This is a genomic window from Bradyrhizobium sp. WBOS07 (genome assembly GCF_024585165.1).
Lineage (GTDB): Bacteria > Pseudomonadota > Alphaproteobacteria > Rhizobiales > Xanthobacteraceae > Bradyrhizobium > Bradyrhizobium japonicum_B.
This window is the reverse complement of record NZ_CP029008.1, coordinates 3,435,574-3,450,394: the sequence shown is the minus strand read 5'-3', so window position 1 is coordinate 3,450,394 and position 14,821 is coordinate 3,435,574. Positions and strand designations below refer to the sequence as shown.

Genomic DNA, 14,821 nt, shown 5'->3' with positions numbered 1-14,821 from the left:
CCGCACGCGGGAGCGCATGCGGCTCGGTCAGCCGTGCCGGCCGCCTTCCAGATAGGCGGCGCGAATCTCAGGGCGCTGCAACAATTCGGCGCCGGTGCCGGCCAGCGTGATCAGGCCATTGACCATGACATAGCCGCGATGGGCGAGCTTGAGGGCATGGTTGGCGTTCTGCTCGACGATCAGGACGGTCAGGCCGTCCTGCCGGTTCAGGGTGCGGATCGCATCGAAGATCTGGCGCGCGATCAGCGGTGCGAGGCCGAGCGAGGGCTCGTCGAGCAGGAGCAGGCGCGGACGGCTCATCAGGGCGCGGCCGATCGCCAGCATCTGCTGCTCGCCGCCGGAGAGAGTCCCGCCGCGCTGGTCATAGCGTTCCTTCAGCCGTGGAAACAGCGTGAAGACGCGCTGGAGCGTCGCCTCGCGTTCGGCCTCGGTGCAGTCGGTGGCGTCCGCCCCCATCTGGAGGTTTTCCGCCACGCTCATGCGCGGGAAGATGCGGCGGCCCTCCGGCGATTGCGCGATGCGCAGATGCGCGATCTCGTGGGTCGGGACGTTGGTGATGTCGCGGCCTTCATACAAGATCTGGCCGGCCCGGGCGCGCGGCTTGCCGAAGATCGTCATCATCAGCGTCGACTTGCCGGCGCCGTTGGCGCCGATCAGCGCCACGATCTCGCCGGCATCGATCTCGACGTCGACGCCCTTCAGCGCCTCGATCTTGCCGTAGGCGGCGCGCAGGCCCCGGATCGCGAGCAGAGGAGAGGGCGCCGGCGTCACGATCCGGCCTCCATCACGGCTGCCGCCTCTTCCTCGTCGGCGCCGAGATAGGCCGCGATCACCTTGGGATCGTCGCGGATCTCGCGCGGCGTGCCTTCCGCGATCTTGACGCCGTGGTCCATCACCACGATGTGGTCGGAGATCTCCATCACCACCGACATATCGTGCTCGATCAGCAGGATCGAGGTGCCGAGTTCGTCGCGGATCGAGAGCAGCAGCTCGCTCAAGGCCGCGCTCTCGCGCGCGTTGAGGCCGGCGGCGGGCTCGTCCAGGCACAAAAGCGCGGGCTCGGTGCACATTGCGCGCGCGATCTCGAGCCGGCGCTGGTCGCCATAGGCGAAATTGCCGGCGGCATCGTCGGCGCGGTCGATCAGCTTGACGCGCTTGAGCCAGTCGGTGGCGAGGTCGATGGCGCGCTGTTCGGCGTCACGGTAGGCGGGAACGCCGAGCAGGCCGAGCAGGGTGAATCCGGAGGCGCGCATCAGCGCGTTGTGCTGCGCCACCATCAGGTTCTCCAGCGCGGTCATGCCGGGAAACAGCCGGATGTTCTGGAAGGTGCGTGCGACCTTGGCCTGCTTGGCGATGCGAAAATCGCTCAGCCGCTCCAGCGCGATCGTCCTGCCGTCGTCGTGGGCGAGACGGATCGTCCCACTGCTGGGTTTGTAGAAGCCGGTGATGCAGTTGAACACGGTGGTCTTGCCGGCGCCGTTCGGCCCGATCAGCGCAGTGATCTTCTTCCGCTCGGCGGCGAAAGACAGGTCCTGCACGGCAACGATGCCGCCGAAGCGCATGGCGAGCCGGTCGATGCTGAGAATTTTGTCGCCGCTCATCCGTGCCCTTCCTTGACGAGGTCGGAGGAGATCGCTTTCGCCTTGGTCAGATAGACGGTGGGCGCGCGATGGCCGACGAGGCCGCGCGGCCGCCAGATCATGATCAGCACCATGGCCATGCCGAACACCAGCATGCGGTAGGTCTCGAGACCGCGAAACAGCTCGAAGCCGCCAATCATGGCGAGCGCAGCGAGCGCGACGCCGAGCTGCGAGCCCATGCCGCCGAGCACGACGATGGCCAGCACCAGCGCCGATTCCTGGAAGGTGAAGGATTCCGGGCTGATGAAGCCCTGGCGGGTGGCGAAGAACGCGCCGGCGAAGCCGCCGAACATGGCCCCGGTCGCGAACGCCGTCAGCTTGGTGGTGGTGGTGTTGATGCCGAGCGCGCGGCAGGCGACCTCGTCCTCGCGCAAGGCTTCCCAGGCTCGTCCGATCGGCAGGCGGCGCAGGCGGATCGTCGCCCAGTTGGTGAGCAGCGCAAGCGCCAGGATCAGGTAGAACAGGAAGATGATGCGGTGCGTCGGCGAATATTCGATGCCGAGCCTGGCGGCGAGGCCGTCGTCGCTGTTGTCGAGCGGGATGCCGAAGAAGGTAGGACGGGGAATGCCGGAGACGCCGTTGGGGCCGCCGGTGAGCTCCTGCCAGTTGATGATGACGAGGCGGATGATCTCGCCGAAGGCGAGCGTCACGATGGCGAGATAGTCGCCGCGCAGGCGCAGCACGGGGAAGCCGAGAAGGACGCCCCAGAACGCCGCGAGGATGCCGGCGAGCGGCAGGCAGATCCAGAACGACCAGTCGAAATTGGTCGCAAGCAGCCCGTAGGAATAGGCGCCGACCGCGTAGAAGGCGACGTAGCCGAGATCGAGCAGGCCGGCGAGCCCGACCACGACGTTCAAGCCCCAGCCCAGCATGACGTAGGTGAGCACGAGGATCGCAAGGTCGAGGATGTAGCGCTGGTCATAGAAGATCACCGGCACCAGCACGGTGAAGATCAGGAGCGCCGGCGCGAGGTAGCGGCCGATGAAGGACATGCCGCTCTGCACCGCCGGCGGCACCAGTTTCTCGGTGCCGGTCGGGCCGATCCATTGCCGCAGCAGCTCGATCACGATCGAGCCGCCGAACACGGCGGCGACGAGGGATGCGAGCTCGCCGAAGCGTGTCCAATAAGTGAGCTGGCCGGAGGCGCCCGCCTCGGTGCGGATGCCGACCATCAACGAGAACAACACCAGCGCGATCAGAGCGTTGGCGAAAGCCGTCTTCAGGATGGAGGCGATGCCCGTTGCAGGTTTGGCAGTCATGGGTGAGGAAGTTGCCACGCGCGACCGTCAGACTTTTTCGACTTCGGGACGGCCGAGCAGGCCGGTCGGCATGAAGATCAGCACCACGATCAGGATCGAGAACGCCGCGACGTCCTTGTATTCGACCGAGAAATAAGCCGACCAGAACGTCTCGATCAGGCCGATCGCGAGGCCGCCGAGCATGGCGCCGGGCAGCGAGCCGATGCCGCCGAGCACCGCGGCGGTGAACGCCTTGATGCCGGCGACGAAGCCCATGAAGAAGTCGACGAGGCCGTAATAAAGCAGGTACATCAGGCCCGCGACGGCGGCGAGCGCGGCACCGATCACGAAGGTCATGGAGATGGTGCGGTCGACGTCGACGCCGAGCAGCGCCGCCATGGTCTGGTCCTGCTCGCAGGCGCGCATGTCGCGCCCCAGCCGGGTGCGCGACACCAGCCAGGTGAAGATCGCCAGCAGCACGATCGTGGTGATGACCACCACGATCTGGATGTTGGAGAGCTGGATCACGAAGCCATCGGCGCTCTCATGCAGCGTGTAGCCGCCGGTGATCACCGGCGGCACCGGCTTCACCCGCGCGCCTTGCGCCACCTGCGAATAATTGGTCAGCACGAAGGACATGCCGATCGCCGACAGCATCGGGGCGAGGCGGAAGGAGTGGCGCAGCGGACGGTAGGCGATGCGCTCGATGGTCCACCCATACAGGGCCGTGATCGCCATCGAGACCAGGATCACGACAAGCAGGATCACCGGGACCGCGGTCAGGCCGGTCGAGACCAGAAGAAGGAAGGTGATCAGCGCGATGAAGCCGCCGATCATGAAGACGTCGCCATGGGCGAAGTTGATCATGCCGACGATGCCGTAGACCATCGTATAGCCGATGGCGATCAGGCCGTAGATCGAGCCCAGGACGAGACCGTTGATGAGCTGTTGGGCGAAATAATCCATGGGCTGCCGTACCAAACCTGAGGCGGGCTCAAAGCGAGCTCTTGGGAGAGTGGGTTGGAGATGGTTTTCTTGGGCCCCGGCAGCCGCTTAGCATTCTGCACGTTTTGTAACAGGAGGGAACTGACGGCTGCAACAGCTCACGCGGCGGCAGCAGGTCTTGTACAGAGGTCATTTGGCTTCCGATGGGTTCCGCAGGTGCGAGAAACCGGGTTCCGCCGGCAACCTAACTCGGCGGCGGCCGTTGTCTCGTCTCTGACGAGCAACAAAGGGAGTTCCCCGAATGACGAAGCAGCAGAACCAGAATCCGGGCCAGCAGAGTCAGAACCCCGGCCAGCAGCGCCCCGGGCAGCAGCAGGGCGGCGGTCAGAAACCCGGACAGCAGCAGCAGAACGACCCGATGCGCCAGGGCGATCGTCCCGGCCAGCAGCAGGGCGGCCAGCGCGACCAGGAATAGTGCGCTTGGGTGAGCCGAGAAATAACAAGAGGGCGACGAGGGCCCCGCCGAAAGGCGGGGCCCTTTTGTGGCCTTGGAGCGTCGTCATTCCGGGACGGCTCGCAGAGCCGAGCCCGGAATCTCGAGATTGCGGCTTCGACTGCCCGGAATGGCCGCCTCGGCGAGGCCAGTTAAGGTAAACAAAGGGTTTAAATTGCCGCCACAGTCTGATGCGCGTTAGCTCCCCGCAAAGCCTTCGATTGAAGGCGAACGGCAGGCGAAGCGGGAAGCGGCATGTTCAGGAATTGGCGGATCGGCTCGGTCAACGGCGCGCTGCTGGCGGCCTATTTCATCCCGGTCTGGGCCCTTGTCGTGTTCAATATCATCGTCGCACCAGTGCACGGCCTCTACGAGCGGCCGAGCGTCGCGGTTGCGCTGTACCTCAGCGACCATCTCCAGATGGCCGGCATGGACACGGTGCGCGCCGCCTGGCTGCTGGCACTGGGCCGGCTGACGGTCGTGGCGTTCTTTGCGATCTATCTCGTGCTGCTCTGCATTCCTCGGATCCGGAAGAACGGCGGCAGCGACGAGGCGCTCGGCATTGCCCTCGCGATCGGCAGCCTGATCTCGTTTGCCAGCATGATCATGGCTTCGAAGGTCGGCGAGATGGCGGCGCTCCGGCTGCACGCCACCGAGCTGCTGCTCCTGCTCGGTGCCGCCATCGTGGTGGTGATCGAACGGCCCGAGGCCGCGCCCAAGACCGTTCAGCAGAAGACCGTCGAGACCGCGGCGCCGTTAGGGCTCGAGCAGGCCGAGCTCCTGCACAATCGCTGAAGCTTCCTTGACGGCGTGGTTCACGGCCGGCACGCCGCAATAGATCGCCTGCTGCAGCAGGATCTCCTTGATGTCGTCGGGCGTGAAGCCGCCTTCGGCAAGCGCCGCCCGCACGTGCAGGCGGAATTCGTCCCATTGGCCCAGCGCGACCATGGTGCCGATCACCAGCACCCGCCGCGTGCGCTCGTCGAAATGCGGCCGCGTCCAGATCTCGCCCCAGGCATAGCGCGTGATCATGTCCTGGAAATCGGTGTTGAAGGCGTTGCGGTTCGCGATCGACTTGTCGACCCAGGCATTGCCCAGCACCTTGCGGCGCACGTTCATGCCGGCATCGCGGCGCTTCTGGTCGTCCATGCTCTTCCCTCCTTCGTCATTGCGAGCGCAGCGAAGCAATCCAGAAAAGCATCTGCGGAGGCAGTCTGGATTGCTTCGTCGCTGCGCTCCTCGCAATGACGGTTGCTGTCAGCGTTGCGTCAAAAATCCCACCACGGCGTCCGTGAACGCGTGCGGCTGCTCAACGTTGGAAATGTGCGCGGCGTCGATGATGGTCATGCTCGCGCCGGGAATCTTAGAGCGGATCAATTCGCCCGCCGAGATCGGCGTCGCCACGTCGTGGCGGCCGGCGATCACCAGCGTCGGGCTCTTGATCTTGGGCAGCAGCTCGCGCTGGTCGAGCGTCGACAGCGCCTCGCAGCAGGCCAGATAACCTTCGACAGGCGAGGCGAGCAGCATCGCCCTCATCCTCGCGGTGATGTCAGGCTCGCGCTCGCGAAAATCCTGGGTCAGCCAGCCTGCGATCACGGCATCGGCGACGGCGGCGATGCCACCCTCCTTCACCGCCTTGATGCGGTTATGCCAATTAGTTGGATCGGGATAATAGCAGGACGTATTGGCCAGGATGAGCTTGCCGAAACGCTCCGGCGCGTTGGCGCCCAGCCATTGTCCGACCATGCCGCCCATCGACAGGCCGCACCAATGCACCTTCTCGATGTTGAGATCGTCGAGGATCGCCAGCACATCGCGGCCGAAGCGCTCCATCGAATAAGGGCCGGGCGGCACGTTGGACTTGCCGTGGCCGCGGCGGTCGTAGCGGATGACGCGGAACAGCTGCGTCAGCGCCTTCATCTGCGGCTCCCACATCTGAAGCGTGCAGCCGAGCGAGTTGGACAGCATCAAGGTCGGCCCGCCGTCACGGCCCTCGACGGAGACGTTGAGCAGGCATCCGTCGGCATCGATCATGGGCATGCGGCGTCTCCGTCGTATCTTGCGGTTCTTTATTCGCGGTCGAGGCTGTCGAGCAGCCGGTCGATCAGGGCTTGGGAAGCCCCTTGATAGGCCATCGGCTCGAACAATACCGCAATTTTTTCCGACGAAAGCTGCGCATTCACCTGCGAATCGGCCGAGAGCACCTCGCGCAGATGCTTCTTTTCGGCGACCGCGCGCTTGCTGGCGGCCTCGACGAGGTGATGCGCCTCGCTCTTGCCGATCCTCTCCGCCAGCGCGAAGGTGGCCGCCTCCGCCATGATCAGCCCATGCGTCGCATCGAGATTGCCGCGCATGCGCGCGGCGTCGACGTCGAGGCCTTCTGCGATGTCGACGATGGCGGACAGCGCGCCCGAAGTGACCAGCATCAATTGCGGCAGCGTCGGCCATTCCGCATGCCAGGGACCGGCGCTGCGCTCGTGGTCCTGCACCTGAGCCGCGAAGATCGTCGCGGCAAGCTGCGGGGCCATCGCGGCGGCGCCGAGCGCGCTTGCGGCGGCGACCGGGTTGCGCTTGTGCGGCATGGTCGAGGAGCCGCCGCGGCCTTCGCCGGCCGGCTCGAAGGCTTCGGCAACGTCGGTCTGCATCAGCAGCGCGACGTCGCGCGCGATCTTGCCGCAGCTGCCGGCCAGAATGGCGAAGCAGGAAGCGGCCTCCGCGATCCGGTCACGATGGGTGTGCCAGGGCGCTTCCGGCAGCGCCAGGCCGAGCTCCCGCGCGAGGCGTTCCGCCACGGCCAGGCCCTTGTCGCCGAGGGCCGCGAGCGTGCCGGCAGCGCCGCCGAATTGCAGCGCGAGGCCCTCGCGCCGGAGCCGCTGCAGGCGGCAGCGGGCGCGGGCGAGGCTTGAGGCATAGCCGGCGGCCTTGAGGCCGAACGGCATCGGCAGCGCGTGCTGGAGCCAGGTCCGTGCCACCATCGCAGTGTTGCGATGGTGGCGCGCCAGGGCGGCAAAGCCCTTGATGGCGCGGCCGAGGTCGGCGTCGAGCGCATCGATGCCGGCGCGAAGGGTGAGCATGGTGGCGGTATCGATGACATCCTGGCTGGTGGCGCCCCAATGCACGTAGCGCGCGGCCTCCTTGTCGGCCTTGCCGACATTGGCGGTCAGGGTCTTGACCAAGGGAATCGCAAGATTGCCCGATCGTGTCGCGGCCTCTGCCAGCGCGGCCATGTCGAAGGAATCGGCCTTGCAGGCGGCCTCGATCGGCCCCACGGCGGATGCCGGAATCACATCCGTGGCAGCCTCGGCGCGTGCCAGGGCTGCCTCGAAATCAAGCATGTTCTGCAGCGTCGACCGGTCGTCGCAGACCGCACGCATGGCAGCGCTGGACAGCATCGGTGCGAGCAGGGGGGAGAGGGATGTGCTCATGTTGCGCGCGACCTAATCATCATGGCCCGGCCATGCCAATCCCCAACCACCCGCACGGGCCTTTTTGCAGTTGCGAATATGCATTGCACTTGACCGAGCGCCGCCCTTTCCTTTGCCGCGTCCCTGCGTTACTTGATCAGCACTATAGTTACGCGATCCGGGAGGCATCCTCATGGCCATGACGATGAACGGCGAAGTCCAGCTTGCGGCGCCGCGCGAGGCCGTTTGGGCCAAGCTCAACGATCCCGAGGTGCTGAAGGCCTGCATCCCCGGCTGCGAGGAGCTCGAGAAGACCGACGACGGCGGCTTTCGCGCAACGGCGAAAATGAAGGTCGGCCCGGTGTCGGCGCGCTTCAAGGGTAAGGTCACGCTGTCCGATCTCGACCCGCCGAACGGCTACAAGATCTCCGGCGAGGGCGAGGGCGGGGTCGCCGGCTTCGCCAAGGGCGGCGCGGCGGTCAGGCTGGCGGAGAAGGACGGCGGCACGCTGCTTTCCTACGACGTCGAGGCGCAGATCGGCGGCAAGTTGGCGCAACTCGGCCAGCGCCTCATCAACGGTGCCGCCAAGAAGCTTGCCGACGAGTTTTTCGCGAACTTCGCCAAGGCTGTACAAAGCTAAGGCCGTACAGAGCTGAAGGTCATCGCCTTCGGCATGGCGCCTTGCGCCCGGGGCGATGTTGCCCCCGGGCATAATGGCCCATATGATGGGTTGGAATAATTATAAGAACCGCTTCGATGGGACCCGTCGGGGCGCTGATAGAGAGTGCTTATGGCAAAAATCTCCCTCATCGTGAACGGCAATCCAGTCACCGCCAATGTCGATCCCCGCACGCTTCTGGTGCAGTTCCTGCGCGAGAATCTGAAGCTGACGGGCACCCATGTCGGCTGCGACACCTCGCAATGCGGCGCCTGCGTCGTGCATCTCGACGGCAAGGCCGTGAAGTCCTGCACCACGCTTGCGGTGATGGCCGACGGCCACGAGGTCAAGACGATCGAGGGGCTGGCCGCCGACGGCGCGCCGTTGCATCCGATGCAGGAAGCCTTCCGCGAGCACCATGGCCTGCAGTGCGGCTTCTGCACGCCGGGCATGATCATGACCGCGATCGACATCGTGCATCGCAAGGGCCACGAGCTCGACGACCATACGATCCGGGAAGAACTGGAAGGCAATCTCTGCCGCTGCACCGGCTACCAGAACATCGTCGCCTCGATCTCCGCCGGCGCCAAGGCGATGGCGAAATCCGACCTCGCGTAACGCGCATCCCGCGATCAGGACATTCAGATGTACGAATTCAAATATCATCGCCCCGGGACCGTTCGGCAGGCCGCCAACCTCCTGGTGAAGAACGAAGACGCCAAGGTAATCGCCGGCGGCCACACGCTGATTCCCGTCATGAAGCAGCGCCTCGCAAGCCCGCCGCATCTGGTCGACCTCTCCCATATCGAGGGGCTCAACACGATCGAGATGAAGGGCCGCTCGCTGGTGATCGGCGCCACCGCCAAGCACGCCGAGGTCGCGGCCTCCGCGATCGTCGGTGAGGCGATCCCGGCGCTGGCCAATCTCGCCAGCCAGATCGGCGATCCGGCCGTGCGCCACAAGGGCACGATCGGCGGCTCGCTCGCCAACAACGATCCGACCGCGGACTATCCGGCCGCGGTGCTCGCGCTGGGCGCGACCATCGTCACCAACAAGCGCCGCCTCAAGGCCGAAGAGTATTTCCAGGGCCTGTTCACGACCGCGCTCGAAGCCGACGAGATCATCACCAAGGTGATGTTCCCGCTGCCGAAGAAGGCGGCCTACATCAAGTTCCGCAACCAGGCCTCGCGTTATGCGCTGGTCGGCGTGTTCGTGGCGCGGCGTCCGTCGGACGTGCGGGTGGCCGTAACCGGCGCCGGCTCCGAAGGCGTATTCCGCGTCGAGGCGTTCGAGGAAGCCCTCAAGAAGCGCTTCTCGTCCAAGGTGCTCGACGGCATCAACGTGCCGGCGGAAGGCCTCAACAGCGACATCCACGGCAGCGCCGAATACCGCGCGCATCTCATCGGCGTGCTGACACGGCGCGCCGTCGATGCAGCCAACGCCAAGGAATGAGCGGGCGACCGACGGGCCCGATGCCTGCCCCCATGAGGGCGTAACCGAGACTGGCGTTTCATGACTTCAGTGGCCAATACTTCCGGTGCCAGTACTTCAGTTGGAATGCCGGCATCGGTCGATGCGATGCTCGAACTCCTGACCTCGCGCGGCTATCTCGCCGAGCGATCGCTGGCGACGGTGACGTACCTGTCGCTGCGGATGGGGCGGCCGCTGTTCCTGGAAGGCGAAGCCGGCGTCGGCAAGACCGAAATCGCCAAGGTGCTCTCGGCGGCCCTGGGGCGGAAGCTGATCCGACTGCAATGCTACGAAGGCCTCGACGTCTCCTCGGCGGTCTACGAGTGGAACAGCGCGGCGCAGATGATCGCGATCCGGATGGCGGAAGCCGCCGGCGACACCGATCGCGACCAGCTCTCGAGTGACATCTTCGCCGACCGCTACATGATCAAGCGGCCGCTGCTCCAGGCACTGGAGCCCGATGTCGCCGGCCCGCCGGTGTTGTTGATCGACGAGCTCGACCGCGCCGACGAGGCATTCGAGGCTTACCTGCTCGAAATCCTCAGCGACTTCCAGGTGACGATCCCCGAGTTCGGCACCGTGAAGGCGCCGCACCCGCCGATCGTCATCATCACCTCTAACCGCACCCGCGAGATCCACGACGCGCTGAAGCGGCGCTGCCTCTATCACTGGGTCGATTATCCCGCCGCCGAGCGCGAGCTCGCGATCGTCAAGTCGCGCGTGCCCGGCATCTCCGCCAAGCTGTCGCAGCAGGTCGTGCGCTTCGTGCAGGCGCTGCGCAACCAGGACTTCTACAAATCGCCGGGCGTTGCCGAGACCATCGACTGGGCCACCGCTTTGTCCGAGCTCGATGCGCGTTCGCTCACGCCACAAGTGGTCGGCGACACGCTGGGCGCGCTGCTCAAATATCAGGACGACATCACCCGGATGCAGGGCGATGCCTTGCAGAAGGTGCTGAAGGAAGCGACAAGCGAGAATTAGCCCCGCGTTAGATTGAGCTCGTCATTCCGGGGCGCGACGAAGTCGCGAGCCCGGAATGCATCGGGCCGCAGGGATTGCGGGTAAATGGATTCCGGGCTCGCGCCCAAGAGGGCGCGCCCCGGAATGACGGCTGAGAGTGTGGATCCATGGCCATCAACCACCTTGCCCCCGAGCAAACCGAGCAGTTCGCCGACAACATCGTCGGCTTCGCCCGCGCGCTGCGCGCGGCGGGCATGCCGGTGGGGCCGGGCGCCGTCATCGACGCCATGAGCGCGCTGCAGGTGATCGAAATCGGCAACCGCGCCGACGTCTTCACCACGCTGGAGTCGATCTTCGTCAAGCGCCACGAACATGCTCTGATCTTCAGCCAGGCCTTCAACCTGTTCTTCCGTGCCTCCGAGGAGTGGAAGCACATGCTGGATTCGGTGCCGCTGCCGGACGAGGCCAAGAAGAAGCCGAAGGCCGGCTCGCGCCGCGTGCAGGAGGCGATGTCGCAGCCGCGCATGACGGAGACGCCGCAGCACCAGGAGCAGGATCTGCGCCTGTCGGTCTCCGACAAGGAAATCCTTCAGAAGAAGGATTTTGCGCAAATGAGCGCCGCGGAGATCGCCGAGGCGCTGCGCGCCATCGATCGCATGCACCTGCCGCAGGCCCAGCTTTTGACGCGCCGACACCGGTCCGACCCGCGCGGGCTTCGCCTCGACCTCCGCCGCACGCTGCGCGCATCCTTGCGCACCGGCGGCGACATCATCGACATCCATCGCCTGGGACGGATCGAGAAACCGGCGCCGATCGTGGCGCTGCTCGATATTTCGGGCTCGATGAGCGAGTACACCCGCCTGTTCCTGCATTTCCTGCACGCCATCACCGATGCCCGCAAGCGCGTTTCGGTGTTCCTGTTCGGCACCCGTCTCACGAATGTCAGCCGCGCGCTGCGTCAGCGCGATCCCGACGAGGCGCTGGCGAGTTGTTCGGCTTCGGTCGAGGACTGGGCCGGCGGCACCCGAATCTCGGCCTCGCTGCACAACTTCAACAAATTGTGGGCGCGCCGCGTGCTGAGCCAGGGCGCCATCGTGCTGTTGATCTCCGACGGGCTGGAGCGGGAGGCCGATTCAAAGCTGGCCTTCGAGATGGACCGGCTGCACCGCTCCTGCCGGCGGCTGATCTGGCTCAACCCGCTGCTCCGGTTCGGCGGCTTCGAGGCCAAGGCGCAGGGCATCAAAATGATGCTCCCGCACGTTGACGAATTCCGCCCGGTACATAATTTGAGTTCGATCCAGGAGCTGATCACGACGCTCTCCCGGCCGCTGCCGCCGCATCACCGCAGCCTGATCCGCTCCGCAGCTTGAGAGGTCACCCATGCTCGATCGCGACGAGGATATCCTGAAGGCGGCGGAGGACTGGCAAAAGGCCGGCCGTGGCGTCGCGCTGGCGACGGTCGTCGAGACCTGGGGCTCGGCGCCGCGCCCGGCGGGCTCGAGCCTCGTCATCAACGACGAGGGCACGTTCCTGGGCTCGGTCTCCGGCGGCTGCGTCGAGGGCGCCGTGGTCACCGAGGCCATGGATGTGATCCAGAGCGGCAAGCCCAGGATGCTGGAGTTTGGCGTCGCCGACGAGACCGCCTGGAATGTCGGGTTGTCCTGCGGCGGAACCATCCGCGTCTTCGTCGAGAAGGTCGGCTAGCCGTGAAGCTCGAGATCCTGCACGAACTCAATGCCGAGCGTGCCGCGCGCCGGCCGGCGATCCTGGTGACGGACACCGAGAGCGGCGAGCAGCGCCTGGTGAAGGCGAAGGATTTTGCCAAGGATCCGCTGCGCAGCGAGCTGGAGAAGCAGCTTCGCATGGGCAAGAGCGCCAGCGTCGAAGCTGGCGGCAAGAAGCTGTTCCTCAACGTCTACGCGCCGACTGCAAAGCTCGTCATCGTCGGCGCGGTGCACATCAGCCAGGCCCTGGCGCCGCTGGCGCGCTCGCTCGGCTACGACGTCACGGTGGTGGATCCGCGCACGGCCTTTGCCAGCCCCGAGCGCTTCCCCGATATTCCGCTGGTGGCCGAATGGCCTGACACCGCGCTGCCGCCGCTCAATGTCGATGCCTATACCGCTTTCGTCGCGGTGACGCACGATCCCAAGATCGACGATCCCGCGCTGCTGCATGCCTTCGAGCGCGGCTGCTTCTATATCGGTGCGCTCGGCTCGCGGAAGACGCACGCCAAGCGGGCCGACCGGCTGCGGGCGCAGGGCGCGAAGGAAAGCGACATCGCGCGTATCCACGCGCCGATCGGGCTTGCGATCGGGGCGGTCTCTCCCTCCGAGATCGCGGTCGCGATCATGGCGGAGATCACGGCGGTGCTTCGGCTGCCTCCGAAAGAAAAAGAAGAAGCGGCATGAAATTCGGCCCGGCGAGCCCCAGGGATGCGATCGGCGGAGTAACCGTCCATACCCTGCGCCAGGGCCCGCTGGTGCTTAAGAAGGGCACGACGATCGGCCCCGCCGAGGTCGAGGCGCTGGAGCGCGCCGGCATCAAGGACATCGTCGTGGTGCGCATGGAGGCGGGCGACGTCTCCGAGGACGTCGCGGCCGCCAGCATCGCGCTCGCCGTCGGCGGCGAGGGCATTCATGTCGAGCGCGCCTTCACCGGCCGCGCCAACCTGTTCGCCGCGCGTCCGGGCGTGCTGGTGATCGACCGCGCCGCAGTCGACCGCATCAACAATATCGACGAGGCCATCACCTTTGCGACGCTCTCCGCCTACAAGCCGGTGGTCGAGGGCGAGATGGTCGGCACCGTCAAGATCATCCCGTTCGGCGTCGCCGGAAGCTTGCGCGATGCCGCGGTGAAAGCGGCGGGCAAGGATGTGCTGAAGATCGCGCCTTACGTGATCCAGCGCGTCGGCGTCGTCTCCACGCTGCTGCCGGGCCTGTCCTCCAAGGTGATCGACAAGACGCTGCGGGTCACCGCCGAGCGGCTCGCGCCCGCGGGTGCCAGCATCATCGCCGAGCGCCGTGTCCCGCACGAGGAACGCGAGCTGTCGGCGGCGATCAAGGAATTGCTCGGGCTCGGGGCCGAGCTCGTCATCGTGTTCGGGGCGTCCGCGATCGCCGATCGCCGCGACGTCATCCCCGCGGCCGTCACCGCGATCGGCGGCGCGATCGAGCATTTCGGCATGCCGGTCGATCCCGGCAATCTCCTGCTGATCGCGCGCGCCGGTGACGTGCCGGTGCTGGGCGCGCCGGGCTGTGCGCGCTCGCCGGTCGAGAACGGGTTCGACTGGGTCTTGATGCGGCTCCTCGCCGGCATCAAGGTGACTCGCTCCGAGCTGATGGGCATGGGCGTCGGCGGCCTGCTGATGGAGATCGTCACGCGGCCGCAGCCGCGCGCCAAACCCGAGATCGAGAGCAACAGCCAGGTTGCGGCGATCGTGCTCGCGGCCGGCCGCTCCACCCGCATGGGCGGACCCAACAAGCTGCTCGCCGAGCTCGATGGCAAGAAGCTGGTGCGCCTCGCGACCGAGCAGGCGCTGGCCTCGAAAGCCTCCGAGGTGATCGTCGTCACCGGACATCAGGCCGAGCTGGTCGAGCAGGCCCTGCAAGGCTTGAAGGTGCGGTTCGTCCGCAATGCGGAATTCGCAGGTGGCATCGCCAGCTCAGTCAAGGCCGGCATCGCCGCCGTGCCGGAGGCCTGCGACGGCGCCGTGGTGTGTCTCGGCGACATGCCGCTGATCGATGCCGGCCTGATCGATCGTCTCATCGAAAGTTTTGCGCCCGACCGCGGCAATCTCATCGTCGTGCCAGTCAGCGAAGGCCGCCGCGGCAATCCCGTGCTGTGGTCGCGCCGCTTCTTCAAAGAGCTGATGACGCTCGACGGCGACGTCGGCGCGCGCCATCTGATCGCCAAGCATGCCGAGGCGGTCGCCGAAGTGCCCGTCGATGGCGAGAGCGCCTTCCTCGACATCGACACGCCGCAGGCGCTTGAAGCGGCCCGGCGCGGATGAAGGT

The 14,821-nt window shown here is 66.1% G+C and carries 17 protein-coding genes; 10 read left to right on the top strand and 7 right to left on the bottom strand.

Annotated features, from left to right (window positions below; all coding sequences use genetic code 11):
• Positions 1–27 precede the first annotated feature (27 nt).
• Genes DCM79_RS16500 through DCM79_RS16485 form a run of 4 tightly spaced genes read right to left on the bottom strand, consistent with a single transcriptional unit; the run spans position 28 to position 3,844 of the window.
• Entirely contained in the window at positions 28–771 is a 744-nt protein-coding gene (locus DCM79_RS16500; RefSeq protein WP_257175378.1) for an ABC transporter ATP-binding protein, read from the bottom strand.
• A complete protein-coding gene (locus DCM79_RS16495; RefSeq protein ID WP_257175377.1) occupies positions 768–1,601 on the bottom strand; it encodes an ABC transporter ATP-binding protein in 834 nt (277 codons plus the stop codon). Before DCM79_RS16495 ends, DCM79_RS16500 begins: the two co-directional genes overlap by 4 nt.
• Positions 1,598–2,899: a high-affinity branched-chain amino acid ABC transporter permease LivM gene (livM, locus tag DCM79_RS16490; protein WP_257175376.1), complete on the bottom strand. Its 1,302-nt coding sequence runs from the start codon at positions 2,897–2,899 to the stop codon at positions 1,598–1,600. The genes DCM79_RS16495 and livM overlap by 4 nt, the downstream gene beginning before the upstream one ends.
• A 27-nt stretch (positions 2,900–2,926) precedes the next feature.
• Positions 2,927–3,844: a branched-chain amino acid ABC transporter permease gene (locus DCM79_RS16485; protein WP_028137325.1), complete on the bottom strand. Its 918-nt coding sequence runs from the start codon at positions 3,842–3,844 to the stop codon at positions 2,927–2,929.
• Positions 3,845–4,124: 280 nt separating this feature from the next.
• Between DCM79_RS16485 and DCM79_RS16480 the strand changes: the two genes are divergently transcribed.
• Both DCM79_RS16480 and DCM79_RS16475 read left to right on the top strand, forming a co-directional pair.
• Positions 4,125–4,298, top strand: a complete 174-nt coding sequence (locus DCM79_RS16480; RefSeq protein ID WP_181769418.1) for a hypothetical protein — start codon at positions 4,125–4,127, stop codon at positions 4,296–4,298.
• 273 nt (positions 4,299–4,571) lie between these two features.
• Positions 4,572–5,111 carry a hypothetical protein gene (locus DCM79_RS16475; RefSeq protein ID WP_257175375.1) on the top strand — a complete coding sequence of 180 codons (540 nt, stop codon included), beginning with the start codon at positions 4,572–4,574 and terminating at the stop codon, positions 5,109–5,111.
• Here DCM79_RS16475 and DCM79_RS16470 read toward each other — a convergent pair.
• The 3 genes from DCM79_RS16470 to DCM79_RS16460 all read right to left on the bottom strand — a co-directional run bounded on the left by DCM79_RS16470 (position 5,073) and on the right by DCM79_RS16460 (position 7,741).
• On the bottom strand, positions 5,073–5,465 hold the full coding sequence (locus tag DCM79_RS16470; protein WP_257175374.1) for a carboxymuconolactone decarboxylase family protein: 393 nt from the start codon (positions 5,463–5,465) through the stop codon (positions 5,073–5,075). The genes DCM79_RS16475 and DCM79_RS16470 overlap by 39 nt on opposite strands.
• 108 nt (positions 5,466–5,573) lie before the next feature.
• Positions 5,574–6,356, bottom strand: coding sequence for a 3-oxoadipate enol-lactonase (gene pcaD, locus DCM79_RS16465; protein ID WP_257175373.1), 783 nt, complete (start codon positions 6,354–6,356; stop codon positions 5,574–5,576).
• A 29-nt stretch (positions 6,357–6,385) separates the two neighbouring features.
• Positions 6,386–7,741: a 3-carboxy-cis,cis-muconate cycloisomerase gene (locus DCM79_RS16460; protein ID WP_257175372.1), complete on the bottom strand. Its 1,356-nt coding sequence runs from the start codon at positions 7,739–7,741 to the stop codon at positions 6,386–6,388.
• 172 nt (positions 7,742–7,913) lie between these two features.
• Between DCM79_RS16460 and DCM79_RS16455 the strand changes: the two genes are divergently transcribed.
• The 8 genes from DCM79_RS16455 to DCM79_RS16420 all read left to right on the top strand — a co-directional run bounded on the left by DCM79_RS16455 (position 7,914) and on the right by DCM79_RS16420 (position 14,817).
• Positions 7,914–8,360, top strand: coding sequence for a carbon monoxide dehydrogenase subunit G (locus DCM79_RS16455; RefSeq protein ID WP_028137320.1), 447 nt, complete (start codon positions 7,914–7,916; stop codon positions 8,358–8,360).
• A gap of 150 nt (positions 8,361–8,510) precedes the next feature.
• Positions 8,511–8,996 carry a (2Fe-2S)-binding protein gene (locus tag DCM79_RS16450; protein ID WP_028137319.1) on the top strand — a complete coding sequence of 162 codons (486 nt, stop codon included), beginning with the start codon at positions 8,511–8,513 and terminating at the stop codon, positions 8,994–8,996.
• A gap of 27 nt (positions 8,997–9,023) precedes the next feature.
• Positions 9,024–9,830 (top strand): xanthine dehydrogenase family protein subunit M, encoded by an 807-nt coding sequence (locus tag DCM79_RS16445; protein ID WP_257175371.1) that lies wholly within the window; start codon positions 9,024–9,026, stop codon positions 9,828–9,830.
• Positions 9,831–9,890: 60 nt separating this feature from the next.
• Entirely contained in the window at positions 9,891–10,829 is a 939-nt protein-coding gene (locus DCM79_RS16440) for a MoxR family ATPase (RefSeq protein ID WP_257175370.1), read from the top strand.
• A gap of 146 nt (positions 10,830–10,975) precedes the next feature.
• Entirely contained in the window at positions 10,976–12,178 is a 1,203-nt protein-coding gene (locus tag DCM79_RS16435) for a VWA domain-containing protein (RefSeq protein WP_257175369.1), read from the top strand.
• A 10-nt stretch (positions 12,179–12,188) separates the two neighbouring features.
• Positions 12,189–12,512, top strand: a complete 324-nt coding sequence (locus DCM79_RS16430) for an XdhC family protein (RefSeq protein WP_007602422.1) — start codon at positions 12,189–12,191, stop codon at positions 12,510–12,512.
• Positions 12,513–12,514: 2 nt separating this feature from the next.
• Positions 12,515–13,216: an XdhC family protein gene (locus DCM79_RS16425; protein ID WP_257175368.1), complete on the top strand. Its 702-nt coding sequence runs from the start codon at positions 12,515–12,517 to the stop codon at positions 13,214–13,216.
• Positions 13,213–14,817 (top strand): molybdopterin-binding/glycosyltransferase family 2 protein, encoded by a 1,605-nt coding sequence (locus tag DCM79_RS16420; RefSeq protein WP_257175367.1) that lies wholly within the window; start codon positions 13,213–13,215, stop codon positions 14,815–14,817. Before DCM79_RS16425 ends, DCM79_RS16420 begins: the two co-directional genes overlap by 4 nt.
• Positions 14,818–14,821 lie beyond the last annotated feature (4 nt).